The sequence below is a fragment of the Nocardia sp. NPDC055002 genome (assembly GCF_053608825.1).
Genome location: NZ_JBSGWE010000001.1, coordinates 1,011,144 through 1,026,141, shown reverse-complemented (window position 1 = coordinate 1,026,141; position 14,998 = coordinate 1,011,144). Strand labels below are relative to the sequence as shown.

Below are 14,998 nucleotides of genomic sequence, written 5' to 3'. Positions count from 1 at the left end.
GACACCCCCGTCCGTTTAGCTAAAGTGAGAGCGGTGACCACTCGTTTGCCTCACACCCTGCGTTCGGATGCCAGGGACAACCGCGAACGCATTCTCGATGCGGCCCGCGCGGTGTTCGTCGTCGACGGCCTGGATGTGCCGATGCGGGAGGTCGCCCGGCGCGCCGAGGTCGGCCCCGCCACCCTCTATCGCCATTTCCCGACCAAGGAGATGCTGGTCGCCGAGGCCTTCACCGATCAGATGCTCGCCTGCCTGACCCTCGTGGACGAAGGACTCGCCGACCCTGATCCCTGGCACGGCTTCTGTCGCACCGTCGAGAAGCTCTGCGAGCTGCAAGCCCGCGACCATGGATTCGCCGCAGCCTTCATGTCCGCCTACCCGCACGCGCTGGACTTCGCCGCGATCCGCAACTCCTCACTCACCGGTGCCGCCGAACTGATCCGCCGCGCCAAGAACACCGGCCACCTGCGCACCGACATCGTGGCGGACGACCTCATTCTCATGATCATGGCCAACAACGGCATCCATGCCGTCACATCGGCAGCACGAATCGCGGCCTCCCGCCGATTCGCCGCCCTCATGATCCAGGCGTTCCGGGTCTCACCGGAATCTGTACCGCTACCGCCTGTGCCACGATTGATGCCCGCGATGCCCCGACGCAAGTCGCGCAGCGCGAACACGGGATGACCGGAGGCAAGGCCGAGCTGACCAACGCGAACCGGTAGCGGGCGGCCGAACCGCTTTGCGCGGTGAGCGACCGTGGTTCCACGAACCGCGCCCGCTCGGGCTCGGGTGAGGGTGCGGCGGTGGCGGTCAGTAGTTGAAGTCGGGCGCGTCGATGGGAACGACTGGGGGCCAAGGGTTGTGGTGCAAGTCGCGCTCGGGGACGGGGACGCCGTGGAACCAACCGTGGGTGGGGTCGGCCGGAGAGGTTTCGCTGGAGTCGATGTAATCCAGATGCAACCAGGACCATTGTTCGTGAGCCGGGCAGGGGCCGGTTCGCGCGCCGGGATCGCTGACGACGTCGGATTGGACCAGAACGTCGAGGTGGTAGGCGGCAGAGAACCAGCGTGCGGTGTCGCGTGCGGAAGGATCCGGGTCGCGGTGCCAGGTGGTGCTCAGCGCGCGCTCGTCACCGAGACCGCCCGCGCCTATCGAGCGTGCGGCCAAACGTCGCACCATGGGCGCAGATTCGGCCAGATCCGCGCATATACCTCGAGTGACAAGGGAATTGGCGTAGTGGCCCGGTCCGTTCACCGAGATCATCACCCCACCGGGGATTCGGCGGTCGTGGTGGCGCCGCAGATGAGCGCCGGTATGGAACAGCTGCACACTGCCTTTGAACAGGCGCAGCACCCCGTCGCGACCGCGGAGCGGGATGGCCTCGGTATAGATCACGTCGGGCCGGACGGGGGCCAGTTCGGTGAGGTACAGCGACGCCAGTTCTGTGCACAGACGGGCGAATTCGGGACCTGGGCGGGCGTGAGCCAGACACCGGCTGTTGAAGATCACGAGAAAGGCGCTGCTCATTCCGCGCGCGGCCCGTTCCTTCCAGGTGCGGCGGTCTGCGGCGATGCGGGTTGAGATCGCGTGCGGCCCGGCCGCGATCGTCTGTTCGTCGACCCAGCACAGATCCATCGCCAATCCCCGCGCCGGTGTGCCGGACTTGGTGGCCATCCGTCCGAAAACACACGGCTGGTGCCGGGCCGCCCAGTCCAGAAACGCCGCGCGTTTAGTCTGCTCATCGGCAGCGGACAGCAGAATCTCGTTGGCGGCGTCGATATCGTGGCCGAACGATGTTCCTGCCGGATATCGGGGAAGTTCGGAGAGTGTGTCGAGCGAGATTCCAGCCGGAATCGGTGTCATCGTTGCCTCGGTGTCGGGGGCGATGAAGCTTCTGGACCGGCCAAGTCTGCCCTGCGGTCATCCCGATCGCACGCCGCCACTCCGTGTGGCTGAACGCGGTGCCGAAGGACGCACGAATGGATCGATGCCGGCAAGTGCCGCACTCGCGGTCCACGTTCGCCAAGGTCATCGCTATCGTGAAGACAAGGTCCGTCCAGTCGTACCCAGGCCGACCCGGCCGAGGCGACTGTTCGATCGGAGAGAGTGGCGTCGGATCATGGCAGAGGACCTGACCGTGGCTCGGGGGCTGGTGATACCCGCGTCCGAGTTGCGCGAGCGGTTCTCACGGTCGTCCGGCCCGGGAGGACAACACGTCAACACCACCGACAGCCGGGTAGAGCTGTCGTTCGACCTCGCCAACTCACCCTCGGTGCCGGAGTGGCTGCGCACCCGGATGCTCGACCGCCTGGCCACCCGCCTGGTCAACGGTGTGCTCACGATCGCCGCATCGGAGCAGCGCGCACAACTGCAGAACCGCGCGGCCGCCCGCGAACGCCTGGCCTCGCTCCTGCGCGACGCCGCTGCCGCCCCGCCGCCCGTTCGCCGCGCCACCAAGCCCTCGCGTGGAGCGAAGGAACGACGCATCTCCGCGAAGAAGCGGCGCGGTGTCACCAAACGCAACCGCCGCGCGTCCCCCGACGACTAGCCGACGGCCACCCGCGGGTCGGGGTATCGGCGGCACGACAGCGGTACGCGGCACGAGCGGATGCTTCCCGCCGTTGATGAGGGCTGCGTGCGAAAGCCCCGGGGCGTACGATCACAATGATCTTGGTTTTCATTCTTGCCTGCTGTGTTGAGTGCGTGATTTCACTCCCATGACCTGGACAGGAAGGCCAATGATGACCGTTTCAGCGAGCACACAGGACCGAGCGAATCTCTTCGACGAACTCGATGACGCGATCAGCGAAATCACCGCAGGCCGACCAGTGATCGTGGTCGACGACGAGCACCGTGAGAACGAGGGCGACTTGATCATGGCCGCCGAACTGGCCACGCCCGAAACGCTCGGGTTCTTCATTCGCTACACCGGAGGAGTGGTGTGCGCGCCGATGTCGGTCGAGCGGGCCGAGCTACTCGGGTTGCCGCTGATGACCGCGGTGAACCAGGACTGCAAGCAGACCGCGTTCACCGTGACCGTCGATGCGAGAGCGGGCGTGGTGTCCGGCATCTGCGCGGCCGACCGAGCTACTACCCTGCGCGCACTGGCGGACCCGGCTACCCGGGCAGAAGACCTGCAACGGCCGGGCCACGTATTCCCACTGCGAGCGCACCCCGACGGGCTCGCGGCGCGGCAAGGCCACACCGAAGCGGGGGTGGAGTTGATGCGTCTGGCCGGCTTGTCACCGGTGGCGGCGATCAGCGAGGTCTGTCACGACGACGGGACGGTGATGCGTTTGCCCGCACTGCGTGCCTTCGCCGATTCCCATGAGCTGAAGCTGATTTCGATCGATCAGCTCATCGCCGCCACCGGAACCACGCCGCCCGTTCCCGCATGAGCAACTACGTCGAGGCCGTCCTGTTCGATCTGGACGGGACTCTCGCGGCGACCATGGAGCCCTGGGACCGCTGCTGGGCGCAATACGCCGCCGGTCACGGCCATCTCTGGACCGATGCCGACCGGCACCGTACCCACGGGCACGGTGACTGGGCCCAGCACCTGGCCCGGGTGTGCGGTATCGATGCCGTCGATCAGGTCATCGCCGAGTGCGTGGAGGCGATGATCGACCAGGTCGAAGCCGGTCACATCGAGTTGCTCCCGGGGGTGGACGCGTTGTTGGCGGCGGTCACGAACCGCGCAGCGACCGGTGTGGTGTCGGCTTCTCCGCGCCGGTTCGTCGCAGCCACCCTCGATCATCTCGGGCTGCGCCGATCCCTGCAGGTCGTGGTCGCTCGTGAGGACCAGGCGCAAACCAAGCCCCACCCACAGCCCTGGTTGCATGCGGCCGCCCTGCTGACAGTCGACCCGAATGCATGTGTGGCAGTAGAGGATTCGGTAGCGGGTATTCGGTCAGCGCATGCGGCAGGGATGCGGGTGCTGGCGATTCCGAGCTGGGCGCCCACGCTGTCTCCGAGCGAAGCGAAACTAGCCGAATATCTGGCACCTGACCACGACCACGCCCAGCGGTGGCTGACCAGCATCCTCACCGAATCGGCCAGCACGATCACCCGCTGATCCGAATCAGGTTTGCTCCTACTGCTGATGCACGACCGGACACGTGGGCGGCGGTAGGTGGTCGGTTGGGCCGAGGGTGTCCAGTCGTACGTCGAAGACGAACGGCACATCGTCGGGGCCGCCGGATAACCACCGTGTGCTGACGGTAGCTATGTCGTCGTCGATGTCCTCGATCGTGCACTGGATAGTGGTGGGGCATGGATAGGCCGATGTGGGAAGGAGTTCCCCGCCGAAGTAGGCGGTCTTAGCGACCAATTGGTGAGGTCGGTCGTGTACATCGACCAACTCGACCAGCACGATGCCCGGTTGCGGATCGTCGCTGAGCCAATAGACAGCGATGGCAGGCAGTTCACAGCCATCACCGCTTCCCAGCATCTCCTTCACTGCAACAGCGTATCGGTCCGCAGTTGGACTGTTAGAGGCTTGTCGCTGTGCGGACGAGGTCGGCGACGGCTTTTGATCGGCTGTGGGGTGGCCAGGCGATGACGGTTGTGACGGCCGGTGCGTCCAGTACCGCCACGATGGCGTGCTCGTGGCGTAGCTGGGCTCGGAGCGATTCGGGCATGACCGCGCAGGCCCGACCGAGTGTGATCAGCTGGGTCAACTGGGTATGGTCACGAACTTGTGGGCCGGGGCCGTCCGGATAGCTTCCATCGGGTCGGGGCCATCGCGGCAGGGGCAGGTCCGTCAGGGCGTTGACCTCGGCCATCGACAGGTGAGTGCGGTCGGCGAGGGCGTGCCCCGCGGGCAGGACCATGATCTGCTGTTCGGTGTGCAGGTCCTCGGTATCGAATCCGGCTGTCGTGTCGTATGGCCGGTGGAGCAGAGCGACGTCGGCACTCCCGTTGCGTAGCAGGCTTTCCGGTTCGCCGGGCCCGCACAGCACCACCTCGACCGTGACGGCGCAGGGGTCGGCGGCGTAGGCGTTCAGCAGCTTCGACAACAGTTCGCTGGACGCTCCTGCCTTGGTCGCCAGCACCACACCGGGCCGATCGGCAGCGGCGCGACGGGTGCGGCGCTCGGCGGCTTCGACCGCTTCGATCGCGAGCCGGGCCTCCCGCAGCAGCACCGCTCCGGCCGGGGTCAGCGTGATCGCGCGGGTAGTGCGGTGCAGCAGAACGACTCCGAGCCGCCGTTCCAGTTGCTGGATCGCCCTCGACAGCGGTGGTTGCGCCATCGCGAGCCGTTGTGCCGCCCGCCCGAAGTGCAACTCCTCGGCGACGGCGACGAAGTATCGCAACTCCCGCGTCTCCACCGGGCCATCGTATCCGGCGCTCACCACGACCAATACCCGCGCGGTATTGACGCGCACTCGATCGGTCTTGGACGCCCCACCCGTGTCCGCAGCATTGTCGACGGCATGAGTGAACGGACAATCGCGCTGGTGACCGGCGCGAACAAAGGAATCGGATTCGAGATAGCGGCGGGCCTGGGCGCCCTCGACTGGCGAATCGGTGTGGGCGCGAGAGATCGACACCGCCGCGACACCGCGGTGGAGAAGCTGCGCGCGGCCGGAATCGATGCGTTCGGAGTCCCGCTCGACGTGGACGACGACGCGAGTGTCGTCGCCGCGGCCGAGCTGATCGCCGACCATGCCGGAGGACTCGACGTCCTGGTCAACAATGCCGCGATCACCGGCAGCGTGCCACAGACACCCACCACGGTCGATCCCGCTACCGTGCGAGCTGTCGTGGAAACCAACGTGATCGGCGTCATCCGGGTCACCAACGCGATGCTGCCCATGCTGCGCCGCTCGGCAGCACCGCGAATCGTCAACATGTCCAGCAGCGTGGGCTCGCTCGCCCTGCAGACCACCCCCGGCATCGACATGGGTCCGATTCCCACTGCCTACTCGGCGTCGAAGACCTTCCTCAACGCCGTCACCATCCAATACGTCAAGGAACTGAGCGAGACCAACATCCTGATCAACTCCGGCTGCCCAGGTTTCACCGCCACCGATCTCAACGGTTTGCGAGGCGTCCGCACACCAGCACAGGGCGCGGCGATCGCGATTCACCTCGCGACTCTGCCCGACGACGGACCGACCGGCGGATTCTTCGACGATGCCGGAACAGTGCCTTGGTGACAGGCCCACGGCGCGTCCGGGCCCTTCCAGCGATCACTGTTTACCGCACGGTCGTGACAGGCGCGGCCCCGGAGGAGGAGGGCAGGATCATCCGCTGCGGGTACCGGATCGAGCGGTCACGCGCTCGCGCAGCAGCGGCACCCCGGGCCCGGCAAGGTCATCGCAGTACGCAGCTCTGTCGGCCATCGCCATAGTCAGCGCGATGGTGGTCCCGCTGACCACAGGGCCGGCCCCGGCAGCAAATGATCCGTCGGTCGCCTCCAATCGCAGGCCCTCGGCATTGCTGCGGCCGGCAACCGTGAAGTCACGTCCGGCGTAGAAACGCGCGACTTCGGTAGCGGCTTCCGTCGACGGTGTGCGCGGCAGTCCGAGGGGACGCCGGATGTCTTGTGCGTGGACGACGACTTCACCGAGCCAGGCTGCCGTGGGTCCTGGAGCCGCAGTGGTGCTGGTGACGACTGCCCGGAACCGTTCGAGGGTTTCGGCGGGAGTACTCCCACGGTGCTCGGCGAGACGCCGGTTGTTGTGCTTGTCGAAGTCGAAGCGGGCACCCAGGACGCTGGACAGCCAGCGCAGCCGTCCGGTGCTCGCCGCTGCGGTGAGGTGCGCGACGACCTCCTCGACCACCCAGTCCCCACACAGCGATGGCCGTCCCCACTGCTGGTCGTCCAAGCCGGCGAGATCGTCGGCCAGGGCGGCGCGTTCGGCGTGGGCCATCGCCCAGAGGGCGTCACGGCCTAGGGCGTCCGACACGAGGTACCTCCAACACTCAGTCGCCTACGGGTGCGATGCACTGCGCACCTCACAGTGTGCGGCGAACCGGCCGCGCTGAGCCGCTTCGTCTTCTGTAGTGCAGACGCCGGCACCTGCGCAGACTCATCGGTGCATGCGTTGTGAATGTCATGTGGCCATGCCGAGGTTTTCGAGTTGGTTGGTCACGCCGGGTTCTGTGATGAATGAAGCAGGCCTGGCAGGACATCGGAGCCCTTCGGCCCGGAACACACCGGCGTAGCCTCTCAGGATGCGGATCGGCGAGCTGTCCAAGCGCACGGGCGTGAGTCCGCGCTCACTGCGGTACTACGAAGCGCAGGGCCTGCTGACCAGCTCACGCTCCGACACCGGGCAGCGTCACTATTCCGATGCCGAGGTCCAGCGTGTGTCGCTCATCCGGCAGCTGTTCGACGCGGGTATGTCCAGCCGGGTGATCGCGACCGTGCTGCCATGTGTGGACGTCCCCGGTGACCTGGGTATCGCCGAGGAGACGTTCGCGACGATGACGCGCGAGCGCGACCGGATCGACGCCGATATCGCGCACCTGACCGAGACCCGAGATGCGCTCGATGCGCTGATCAGGGCCAACAGCCGGCACCGGGCGGAGCTGTCCACGGCCGCCGAACCGGTGGCGCGGTCGGCCTGACGCTGTGACCTGCACCTCAATCGGTTGCCTCTTACATCGGTGTGAGGGGTGAGGATGGCAACAGAGCCCGGAATCACCTGGGCCGGTATGTCGAGAGGCGGCAGACAATGGGGCAGGCGTGGGGTTTCGGCAGGCATGGCGGGCCCGAGGTGCAGGAGTTCTTCGATCGTCTCGATCCCGTTCCCGGTCGCGGCGAGGTGCTGATCCGGGTCGACGTCGCCGGCGTGAATCCCCTTGACCACCTTGTGCGCTCGGGTCTGGTCCCCGGGCTCGACGGCGGGCGTCCGTTTCCCCGCGTGCTGGGCATGGAGGCTGCCGGAATCGTTCTCGCCCGGGGCGCGGACGTCGAAGGGCTCGAGGTGGGTGATGCGGTCTTCGGCTTCGCACTCACCGGTGGCGGCACCTACGCCGAGACGACGGTGCTGTCCGCGCCGAACACCGCGCGCATCCCGGCGGGCCTGTCCGCGACCGTGGCGGCAACGCTGCCGGTGGCCGGGACGACCGCGGTGGATGCGCTCGACCAGCTCGACCTCCCGGCCGGTACCACGGTCCTGGTCAACGGGGTCGGGGGTGGAGTCGGCCTCGCCGTCGCCCGGCTGGCCATCGGGCGCGAGCTGCGTGTGATCGGCACCGGCAGCACTGCCAAGCGCGAGCACGCTGAAGCCATCGGGGTGCGGTTCATCGACTACGCCGCCGAGAACGTCGTCGCCGCGGCGCGCGAGCTGGTTCCGGACGGCTTCGACGGGATCGTCGATCTGGTCGGAGGCACCTCGCTCCGGACGGTCGCGCCACTGGCCCGCGATCCCCGCAACATCATCGCGGTGGGTGATATGTCTGTGCCCGATCTCGGTGGGCGTTTCATCGAGCGCCGCCTTGACCGCGAGAACCTGGAGCGCTCCGCCCGGCTGGCCCTCGACGGAGTCCTCGCACCCGTGATCACCGCGGTCCATCCGCTCTCCGACGCCCCGGCAGCCCTCGCCACCGTCGAGAACGGTCACACCTCGGGCAAGGTCGTCATCAAGGTGACATGAGAAGTGCCCGGCCGAGCTGAGTGAACGTTCTGCTCAGAGTTTCGGCAGGTTGAGATCGCGATAGGCTGACTGTTGATTGCGAGTGCGGCTGGGGGAGGGGCGAACGTGGTGATACGTGGCCGAGAGTCCCGCGATGCTGCGGCACCCCTTGACATGTCGCGCACGGAGCGCCTGCGCGTCCACGGCGCCGTCTCTACTGCCTTGGCACTGCACAGCGATCATGCGTTGGGCGAGCTCGTGGATGCGGCCGTGCCGATCGGTTCCGGTATCGGCGGAAAGTCGGCGCTGCTGGAGATCGCCGGAACTCCGGTTTTCGTGAAGCGAGTGCCGCTCACCGATCTGGAACGGCAGCCGGAGCACGTCCGGTCCACGGCGAATCTGTTCGATGTGCCGTTGTTCCACCACTACGGCGTCGGCCTCATCGGTGGGACGGGCTTCGGGGCTTGGCGTGAGCTCGCCGTGCACACCATGACGACGAACTGGGCGCTCGCTGCCGAACGCGAGGGGTTCCCGCTGATGTACCACTGGCGGGTGCTGCCGGACACGACGCCGCTGTCGGCCGAGCTCGCCGACATCGATCGCGCCGTCGCCTACTGGGATGGCCGACCTCAGATACGTCACCGGATCGAGGCCATCCGGGACTCTTCGGCGAGCATCGCGCTGTTCCTGGAGTACATTCCGCAGACCCTGCACGAGTGGCTGAATGCCCAGATCGAGGCGGGCGATCAGGCCACCGACCGGGCCTGCGCCATGGTGGAACGGGAGTTGGCCGCCGCCACCGCATTCATGAACAGTCGTGGGCTCCTGCACCTCGACGCGCACTTCCAGAACATCCTGACCGACGGTCGACGCCTCTACTTCGCAGATTACGGCCTCGCGCTCTCCTCCGGGTTCGACCTCTCGCCGCAGGAAGCCGCGTTCTTCGACCGGAACCAGAGCTATGACTGCGGCTTCACCGCCACCTATCTGGTGAACTGGCTGCTCACCGCTCTGTACGGGCTCCGGCGGGACGACCGGGCTGAACGCGCCGAGATGGTGCGCGCCATCGCGGCGGGTGCGCCGCCGGAGGGCATCCCCGAGGGCGCCGCCGCGGTTCTCACCCGGCAGGCGCCGGTCGCTGCGGCGATGTCCGCGTTCATGCTTGCGTTCCAGCAGACGAGCCGGAGCACCCCGTACCCGGACGATGAGATCCGCCGCCTGCTGGACGACCGGACTTCGGCGCTCGTTCAGCCGCTCCCGTCGTCAGATCAGCTCGGGCGGAAGTGCTAACGACGGGACGAGTGTGGCGAGGTCGACCAACTCGATGTGTCGGCCGTGCACGCGAGTGAAATCCGCGATGGTGAAATCGGTTGCGGGTCCGAAGCGTTGCTCGAACCGGGCTCTGGTGTGGGGAGACGATCGAGCGAGTGCCCACGCGATCGTCGACTTGGATGTTGTCAGGAACCTGATGGGCAGCGCACCGACAACGAAAAGCTGAGCACGCCTGCCGCTTTCATCGAGCGCCAAGTGAACCAGGTCGGCGACGACACCGCGCTTGCGCATCGTGTCGGCACCTTTCCACTGTGCGACCTTGAATTCGGCTATTCGACGGTCTGTCTCCAGATCGAATGGTCGCGACGGGTCATTTCCCGCTCCCAGAGAGGGCCGCTGGACGACTACCTCTCCGTCTTCCAAGAGGGCGGTTAGCACGCGCGCGATGACGGTCGCGTGAATGACGTCGTTGAGGCGCCCGACGTGTGCGCGTACAGCCAGCGCGGCATCGAGAAGGTCGTCGCTGAATCCGTATCTGGTGGTCACCTCATGACTCGTTGTGGATCCAGCGCCCTGGAAATCAGCCTCCGCGGCGGCGAGGTGCGCTGTCAGATTGTGGTCGGTGAGGAACCGCGACAGCATCGCGAATGATTCGGCCGACTCATCGATGTCGGAGGCTTCCGCCTGGGCGGCCGGCGCCCGAGAGGTTTCATCACCACGGGCGGGCAGGGCAACCGCTGGCACCGAATTACGTCCCGAGCGGAGTGAATGACCTCATCGGTACGCTCGTGGGCATGGGTGGGGACTTGGTACTGCTGATCGCCACCGTCGGTCCGTTGGCACTGTTGGGATGGGCGGCTGTTCGGGCGAAGCACCGCGGCCTGGGAGGGTCCTTCGTCGGGCCATTTCAGGAGATGTTCGATCCCGGTGCGGCGCGAGCACAGATCGTCATCGAGGAGATCGCGGAACTGCCTGATCCCGCGGACTCCGGCGACCCGGACAACGACGACGATTCGCCGAACACGGTGGTGTACAAGGGTGTTCGGCTCTACATCGACCCTGACAGGGCTCGGCGGCGCGGAGATGGTGGGGCTGCCAGGCAAGCTGGATGAGCACCACCTGGCAAACCGACCATCACACTCTCCGAATTCACCGTCTGATGGTTGCGAGGCTTGACGGTCCCAGCACTCGGATCACTCGCTCAGCAGTTGAGTGCGTTTGCCCCAGTCGACGTTTCGAGAATCCTCCCGCGATTGCTCATTCCGAGGTCGAGACGTTGGAACAGGGGCGGCGATCGCGGCGTCGAGGCCCTGGACGGCTTTGTCGTACTGATTGCGGTCGAACAGAAATGGGCCGAATGCGGCGCAGTCACGAGTGGTGCGATACGGCTGTTCGAAGTGATCCCAGACGACAAGGTCACCGGTCGAGGTTATGCGCGTCAGTAGCTGCCAGCAGCCCAATTCCCCGCAACTGCAAGCAAGTACGGGAGTCTTCTGTCCCATGGTGAGGGGAGAGGAACCGTGAAAATGTTCCATCGCTGACTCGAACGGGACGAACAGGGGTACGAGGCCACCGTAACGGCCGCCCACAGGCTCCATGTCGGCGCTGATTTCGAAGGTGTCGATGAGATCGGTCAGAGGGATGGTATCGATGCGGGGCATGATCTGGGGGACGTCGGTAGGTCCGGGCGGTCCTGGCCGATAGTCGAATCCGATCTCGCTGATCGCTGTCAATCGGTTGCGCCGCACGCGCTTCCGATTTCGGGTGATCGACCCGACACCCGCACGACGGCGCGCGTCGGGGGACTGGGCACTGCGGGGGATCACCGACTGAGGCGCACGACGCCCTTCCCAGTTGAAAGAATCACGGCGTCAATGTATCCAGCGCTCGCCCATCCTGCAACGGTGGAGGCTTTCTGTGACGCCGCCCAGACGGACGCTCATCGGCATGAGAGTCCGTCGGGCCGCTAGCATCACGAGCGTGGGCGACCAGGACCGGCCGAGCGAGCGGATTGTCGAGCAGCGACTGCGAAACCGCGCGATAGAGGCACTGGAGACACTCGTCGAGGGGGACGAGGGTGTTCGTACATGGGGGTACGGGGACTACATCAACGAGTTCTTCGACACGATCGACGACGAAAGCGCGTGGCTATGGCGCGAATGGTCGACGTTCACACCGGCAGAGGTGACCGCGCTCGACAGGGTGCAGCGAGCACTCCTTGATGCCTGCGCTGCGACGCCTCGGATTTCGTCCGATGAGGAGTTCGTCGCTTCGGGGTGGCCTAGGCGTATCAAGCCGCTCGCGGCTGCGGCACTCGAACTGATGCAGTCGAGAGGTCGTTTTCGAGAGGATCGCGAGGAAGATGCGCCTTCGCGTACGAGCTGAAACCCACACCACCGATCGCACGGGAATCGGCAGATCAGTATGTCAGTGCGTTCAGAACCGCATGGCCGCGCTGGTCAAGTGGGCAGGCCAGCTCGAGGATGGGCACGTCTTCGAGTAACTGCATGTCGTCGACGTAAACCAGTTCCAGCAGAGCGTCATTCACGCTGCGCCGGAGCCCGGTCAGTTCCGGTGTGGGTAGTACATGTTCGGTCTCAGCAGTGATGGGAACGATCACCAGCAGATCGAGGGAAGCCAGTGCGGTGCGTAGGGCGGTTTCGTCGATCCCGGCTTCCGCGTCGACGCCGATGGCTGCCAGATATGCGAGGAAGTCGAGGGGTGTCCTGTCGTATACCGCAGCGGGTGCGGGATCACCGAGTAGGCGCATCGCGTAGCGCAACTGTGCCCAATAGTCTGCGGCCACGGGCGGATACGCGAATTCGTATCCTTCCTCTTCGAGTAGTATGTACGGTTCCTGGATTGCTGTGTGCCCGCGCTTTAGTCGTGCACAGAGCTCTTCGACCAAACTTGTCTTGCCGGTTCCATGCGGTCCGGAAACCCCGATGCGCAACTCTGCCCCTTCCAATGTCTGTCCACTAGTCTGTGTCCTGCAGGGAATTGTGCGGAAATCAGGTGTGGAGTCCAGGGTGTCAGGATGCCCAGGCTGGAGACCGCTGCCCCCTCCTTCGAGGCGATCGCGCCGAAATTCATGGGAGGAGCCCGAGTAACACGGCCACCGCCTCGTCGTCGGTCAGCGTCAGCGGTGGCGTTCGGTTTCCGGGAGCAAGCCGGTATGCGCCGGAGCGGCCCCGCACCGATCGGACGGGGATGTCCAGTGGCTGGTCAGTTTCTATCAGCACGTGACCGACGTCGAAGCCAACTGGGCTACATTGGATTTCGTCGAAGCCGGGGAGTCGGCGACACCAAATATCGAGGTCGGTCCGCTTATACGACGGGAACCCATGCACGTCCCCATCGCGGACGAACTCATATGTCAACCCGTCCACGCGCCGCACGAACCTCACACCCGACATCGGGCCATTCTCACCAAAGACCTCGACACGAACAACCAGGTCCCCGCTCAGGTTGACGAGAACCAAGGGACACCCCGCCGTACCACCCACGTGCCATGAGCCAGAGTCAGCAGGGGTTGAATTCGAGTACCCACGCGCAGCCGGCAGTGGAGATCAGGCCGTTATTCCCACCTGTTCGCCTGCTGCACAAGCTGTCTGACCCGCGCGCAGGCTATTCGTACAACGGCATCTCATACCTGCTGACAACCGTGACTGATCCACCTTCGAGCCGCTGACCCGGAGCCCCACCGACTGGAGCATCGCCGCGATGGACGAACCCTGCCCGCTCGTAGTAGGCACGCAACTGGTCGTTGGTGGCCACACAGTCCAACCGCAGCAAGCCCCGGCTGTGGTCCCGCGTCGTATCTGCTGCCCACCCGAGGATCTGGCCGCCGATGCCTGCCGCCCACCGCCGGACCGCCATTCGGTGCACATACCCGGCGCAGTCAATGTCCTTGGCCCACAGCGGATCAGACCAGTCGAGAGTCACCGTCGCTGCTAGTTTCTCCTCGACCGTGACCAGCCACGTCTCACCGCGAGAGACCGCGGGCTCCACCCAGGCCGGATCGAATCGCGTCGGCCACTGTCGCACACCACGCGATGCCAGCCACTGTGCCGCCTCATCCAGCACTTCGAGCACGTCACCGATCTGACCAGCCTCCGCCCGCCGGAATTCCACCAGGCCGCACTCCCGCAGTTTCGTCACCCGCCAATACTCTCTGCCGTCTCGATCGCATGCACTGGTGAAACCGAGGTCGGTGCTCCCGCGACCCCGGGTCGTCGCGTGGCCCTGTTTTGAGTTCGCCTGTGATCCCGCGCCCCTCACACCTCGAGGGCGCCGGTGGCGTCGGCTCCGCTGGGTGTGAGCAGCCCTTGACCTGTGGAGCATATGCGCGTGAACGGCAGGCTGTATCGAGCAGGCAGTGAGCTAGCCCCAATACCTGCACCCAACCCAGAGCACGGTCAAATGCCGGTCACCCGAGGGTGTGAGCGCGCGTTCGCCGGCGGCTCGAACCCCGTAGGGTCTGTTTCGATGACGGCATCGACACACGCTCATTGCTTCCACGCTGGCACTGACGGCAGATCACCGCTCGTCCTGCTTCACGGCTCACACGGCAGCGAATCCGACCTCATACCTGTAGCCGACGAAATTGACCCAGAGGCACCAAAACTGAGTATCCGCGGCACAGTCAGCATGGATGAGGGGTATGCCTTCTTCCATCGCTTGGCGGACCGTCGCGTAGACCCGGGCGACATCATCGCCAGGATGCCGATGCTGGCAGGTTTCATCGCAACCGCCTGCGCTGACTACAACCTCACCACATGCCCCGTCGCAATCGGTTTCTCCAACGGCGCCATCATGGGTGCAGCTCTGCTCATGACCTATCCGGAACTGCTGGCCGGAGCGATCCTTTTCCGTCCCCTGGCCCCGTTCGTCCCTGATCTAGCCGACCGCGTCGACAACACTCCAGTTCTGATAGTCGACGGTGCTCACGACAACCGCCGGTCACCCGCGGACGGTCTTCAGCTGGCTGAACAGCTGCGTCGTGCGGGAGCCCGGGTAACCCATCAGGTGCTATCGGTCGGCCATGCGATCACCGCCGAGGACAAAATCGTTGCGCGCGAATGGCTTCTGGCGCAGAGGCGCTGAGTTCAAGGGCGACTCCTGCTCCAAGTTCA

At 65.6% G+C, this 14,998-nt stretch carries 19 protein-coding genes; 12 read left to right on the top strand and 7 right to left on the bottom strand.

Features of this window, described 5'->3' with window-relative positions:
• The first annotated feature begins 33 nt into the window (after positions 1-33).
• The gene (locus tag ACWF99_RS04860; RefSeq protein WP_452534736.1) at positions 34-687 is read left to right on the top strand and encodes a TetR/AcrR family transcriptional regulator; all 654 of its coding nucleotides are present in this window, start codon (positions 34-36) and stop codon (positions 685-687) included.
• A gap of 126 nt (positions 688-813) precedes the next feature.
• Here the strand turns inward: ACWF99_RS04860 and ACWF99_RS04855 are convergent, their stop codons facing one another.
• Positions 814-1,866 carry a hypothetical protein gene (locus ACWF99_RS04855; RefSeq protein WP_452534734.1) on the bottom strand — a complete coding sequence of 351 codons (1,053 nt, stop codon included), beginning with the start codon at positions 1,864-1,866 and terminating at the stop codon, positions 814-816.
• A 256-nt stretch (positions 1,867-2,122) separates the two neighbouring features.
• Between ACWF99_RS04855 and arfB the strand changes: the two genes are divergently transcribed.
• The 3 genes from arfB (at position 2,123) to ACWF99_RS04840 (ending at position 4,078) form a co-directional block, all read left to right on the top strand.
• A complete protein-coding gene (arfB, locus tag ACWF99_RS04850) occupies positions 2,123-2,551 on the top strand; it encodes an alternative ribosome rescue aminoacyl-tRNA hydrolase ArfB (RefSeq protein ID WP_378630951.1) in 429 nt (142 codons plus the stop codon).
• 190 nt (positions 2,552-2,741) lie between these two features.
• Positions 2,742-3,401 carry a 3,4-dihydroxy-2-butanone-4-phosphate synthase gene (gene ribB / locus ACWF99_RS04845; protein WP_452534732.1) on the top strand — a complete coding sequence of 220 codons (660 nt, stop codon included), beginning with the start codon at positions 2,742-2,744 and terminating at the stop codon, positions 3,399-3,401.
• Positions 3,398-4,078 (top strand): HAD family hydrolase, encoded by a 681-nt coding sequence (locus ACWF99_RS04840; RefSeq protein WP_452534731.1) that lies wholly within the window; start codon positions 3,398-3,400, stop codon positions 4,076-4,078. Before ribB ends, ACWF99_RS04840 begins: the two co-directional genes overlap by 4 nt.
• Before the next feature lie 18 nt (positions 4,079-4,096).
• Here the strand turns inward: ACWF99_RS04840 and ACWF99_RS04835 are convergent, their stop codons facing one another.
• Both ACWF99_RS04835 and ACWF99_RS04830 read right to left on the bottom strand, forming a co-directional pair.
• Positions 4,097-4,462, bottom strand: coding sequence for a hypothetical protein (locus ACWF99_RS04835; RefSeq protein WP_452534729.1), 366 nt, complete (start codon positions 4,460-4,462; stop codon positions 4,097-4,099).
• Positions 4,463-4,493: 31 nt separating this feature from the next.
• A complete protein-coding gene (locus ACWF99_RS04830; RefSeq protein ID WP_452534727.1) occupies positions 4,494-5,333 on the bottom strand; it encodes a LysR family transcriptional regulator in 840 nt (279 codons plus the stop codon).
• 105 nt (positions 5,334-5,438) lie between these two features.
• Between ACWF99_RS04830 and ACWF99_RS04825 the strand changes: the two genes are divergently transcribed.
• Positions 5,439-6,164 (top strand): SDR family oxidoreductase, encoded by a 726-nt coding sequence (locus ACWF99_RS04825; protein WP_378630959.1) that lies wholly within the window; start codon positions 5,439-5,441, stop codon positions 6,162-6,164.
• A gap of 87 nt (positions 6,165-6,251) precedes the next feature.
• Here ACWF99_RS04825 and ACWF99_RS04820 read toward each other — a convergent pair whose 3' ends face one another.
• Positions 6,252-6,917 (bottom strand): maleylpyruvate isomerase family mycothiol-dependent enzyme, encoded by a 666-nt coding sequence (locus tag ACWF99_RS04820; protein WP_452534725.1) that lies wholly within the window; start codon positions 6,915-6,917, stop codon positions 6,252-6,254.
• A gap of 268 nt (positions 6,918-7,185) precedes the next feature.
• Here ACWF99_RS04820 and ACWF99_RS04815 point away from each other — a divergent pair, with 268 nt between their 5' ends.
• The 5 genes from ACWF99_RS04815 to ACWF99_RS04795 all read left to right on the top strand — a co-directional run bounded on the left by ACWF99_RS04815 (position 7,186) and on the right by ACWF99_RS04795 (position 10,975).
• The gene (locus ACWF99_RS04815) at positions 7,186-7,581 is read left to right on the top strand and encodes a MerR family transcriptional regulator (protein ID WP_378662122.1); all 396 of its coding nucleotides are present in this window, start codon (positions 7,186-7,188) and stop codon (positions 7,579-7,581) included.
• A 107-nt stretch (positions 7,582-7,688) separates the two neighbouring features.
• A complete protein-coding gene (locus tag ACWF99_RS04810) occupies positions 7,689-8,612 on the top strand; it encodes a quinone oxidoreductase family protein (RefSeq protein ID WP_452534723.1) in 924 nt (307 codons plus the stop codon).
• Positions 8,613-8,765: 153 nt separating this feature from the next.
• Complete coding sequence (locus ACWF99_RS04805; protein ID WP_452534721.1) at positions 8,766-9,881, top strand: protein kinase family protein; 1,116 nt, start codon at positions 8,766-8,768, stop codon at positions 9,879-9,881.
• Between the two features lie 36 nt (positions 9,882-9,917).
• A complete protein-coding gene (locus ACWF99_RS04800) occupies positions 9,918-10,298 on the top strand; it encodes a hypothetical protein (RefSeq protein WP_452534720.1) in 381 nt (126 codons plus the stop codon).
• Positions 10,299-10,657: 359 nt separating this feature from the next.
• Positions 10,658-10,975: a hypothetical protein gene (locus ACWF99_RS04795; RefSeq protein WP_452534719.1), complete on the top strand. Its 318-nt coding sequence runs from the start codon at positions 10,658-10,660 to the stop codon at positions 10,973-10,975.
• Positions 10,976-11,056: 81 nt separating this feature from the next.
• On the opposite strand, the gene ACWF99_RS04790 is transcribed toward ACWF99_RS04795, so the two are convergent.
• Positions 11,057-11,524: a hypothetical protein gene (locus tag ACWF99_RS04790; RefSeq protein ID WP_452534718.1), complete on the bottom strand. Its 468-nt coding sequence runs from the start codon at positions 11,522-11,524 to the stop codon at positions 11,057-11,059.
• A 319-nt stretch (positions 11,525-11,843) separates the two neighbouring features.
• Between ACWF99_RS04790 and ACWF99_RS04785 the strand changes: the two genes are divergently transcribed.
• Positions 11,844-12,248: a hypothetical protein gene (locus tag ACWF99_RS04785; protein WP_452534716.1), complete on the top strand. Its 405-nt coding sequence runs from the start codon at positions 11,844-11,846 to the stop codon at positions 12,246-12,248.
• Between the two features lie 34 nt (positions 12,249-12,282).
• On the opposite strand, the gene ACWF99_RS04780 is transcribed toward ACWF99_RS04785, so the two are convergent.
• Together ACWF99_RS04780 and ACWF99_RS04775 are read right to left on the bottom strand one after the other, a co-directional pair.
• Positions 12,283-12,816 (bottom strand): AAA family ATPase, encoded by a 534-nt coding sequence (locus ACWF99_RS04780; RefSeq protein ID WP_452534714.1) that lies wholly within the window; start codon positions 12,814-12,816, stop codon positions 12,283-12,285.
• Between the two features lie 674 nt (positions 12,817-13,490).
• Complete coding sequence (locus ACWF99_RS04775; RefSeq protein WP_452534712.1) at positions 13,491-14,024, bottom strand: GNAT family N-acetyltransferase; 534 nt, start codon at positions 14,022-14,024, stop codon at positions 13,491-13,493.
• A 327-nt stretch (positions 14,025-14,351) separates the two neighbouring features.
• Here ACWF99_RS04775 and ACWF99_RS04770 point away from each other — a divergent pair, with 327 nt between their 5' ends.
• Positions 14,352-14,969 carry an alpha/beta hydrolase gene (locus ACWF99_RS04770; RefSeq protein WP_452534710.1) on the top strand — a complete coding sequence of 206 codons (618 nt, stop codon included), beginning with the start codon at positions 14,352-14,354 and terminating at the stop codon, positions 14,967-14,969.
• The last annotated feature ends 29 nt before the right edge of the window (positions 14,970-14,998 follow it).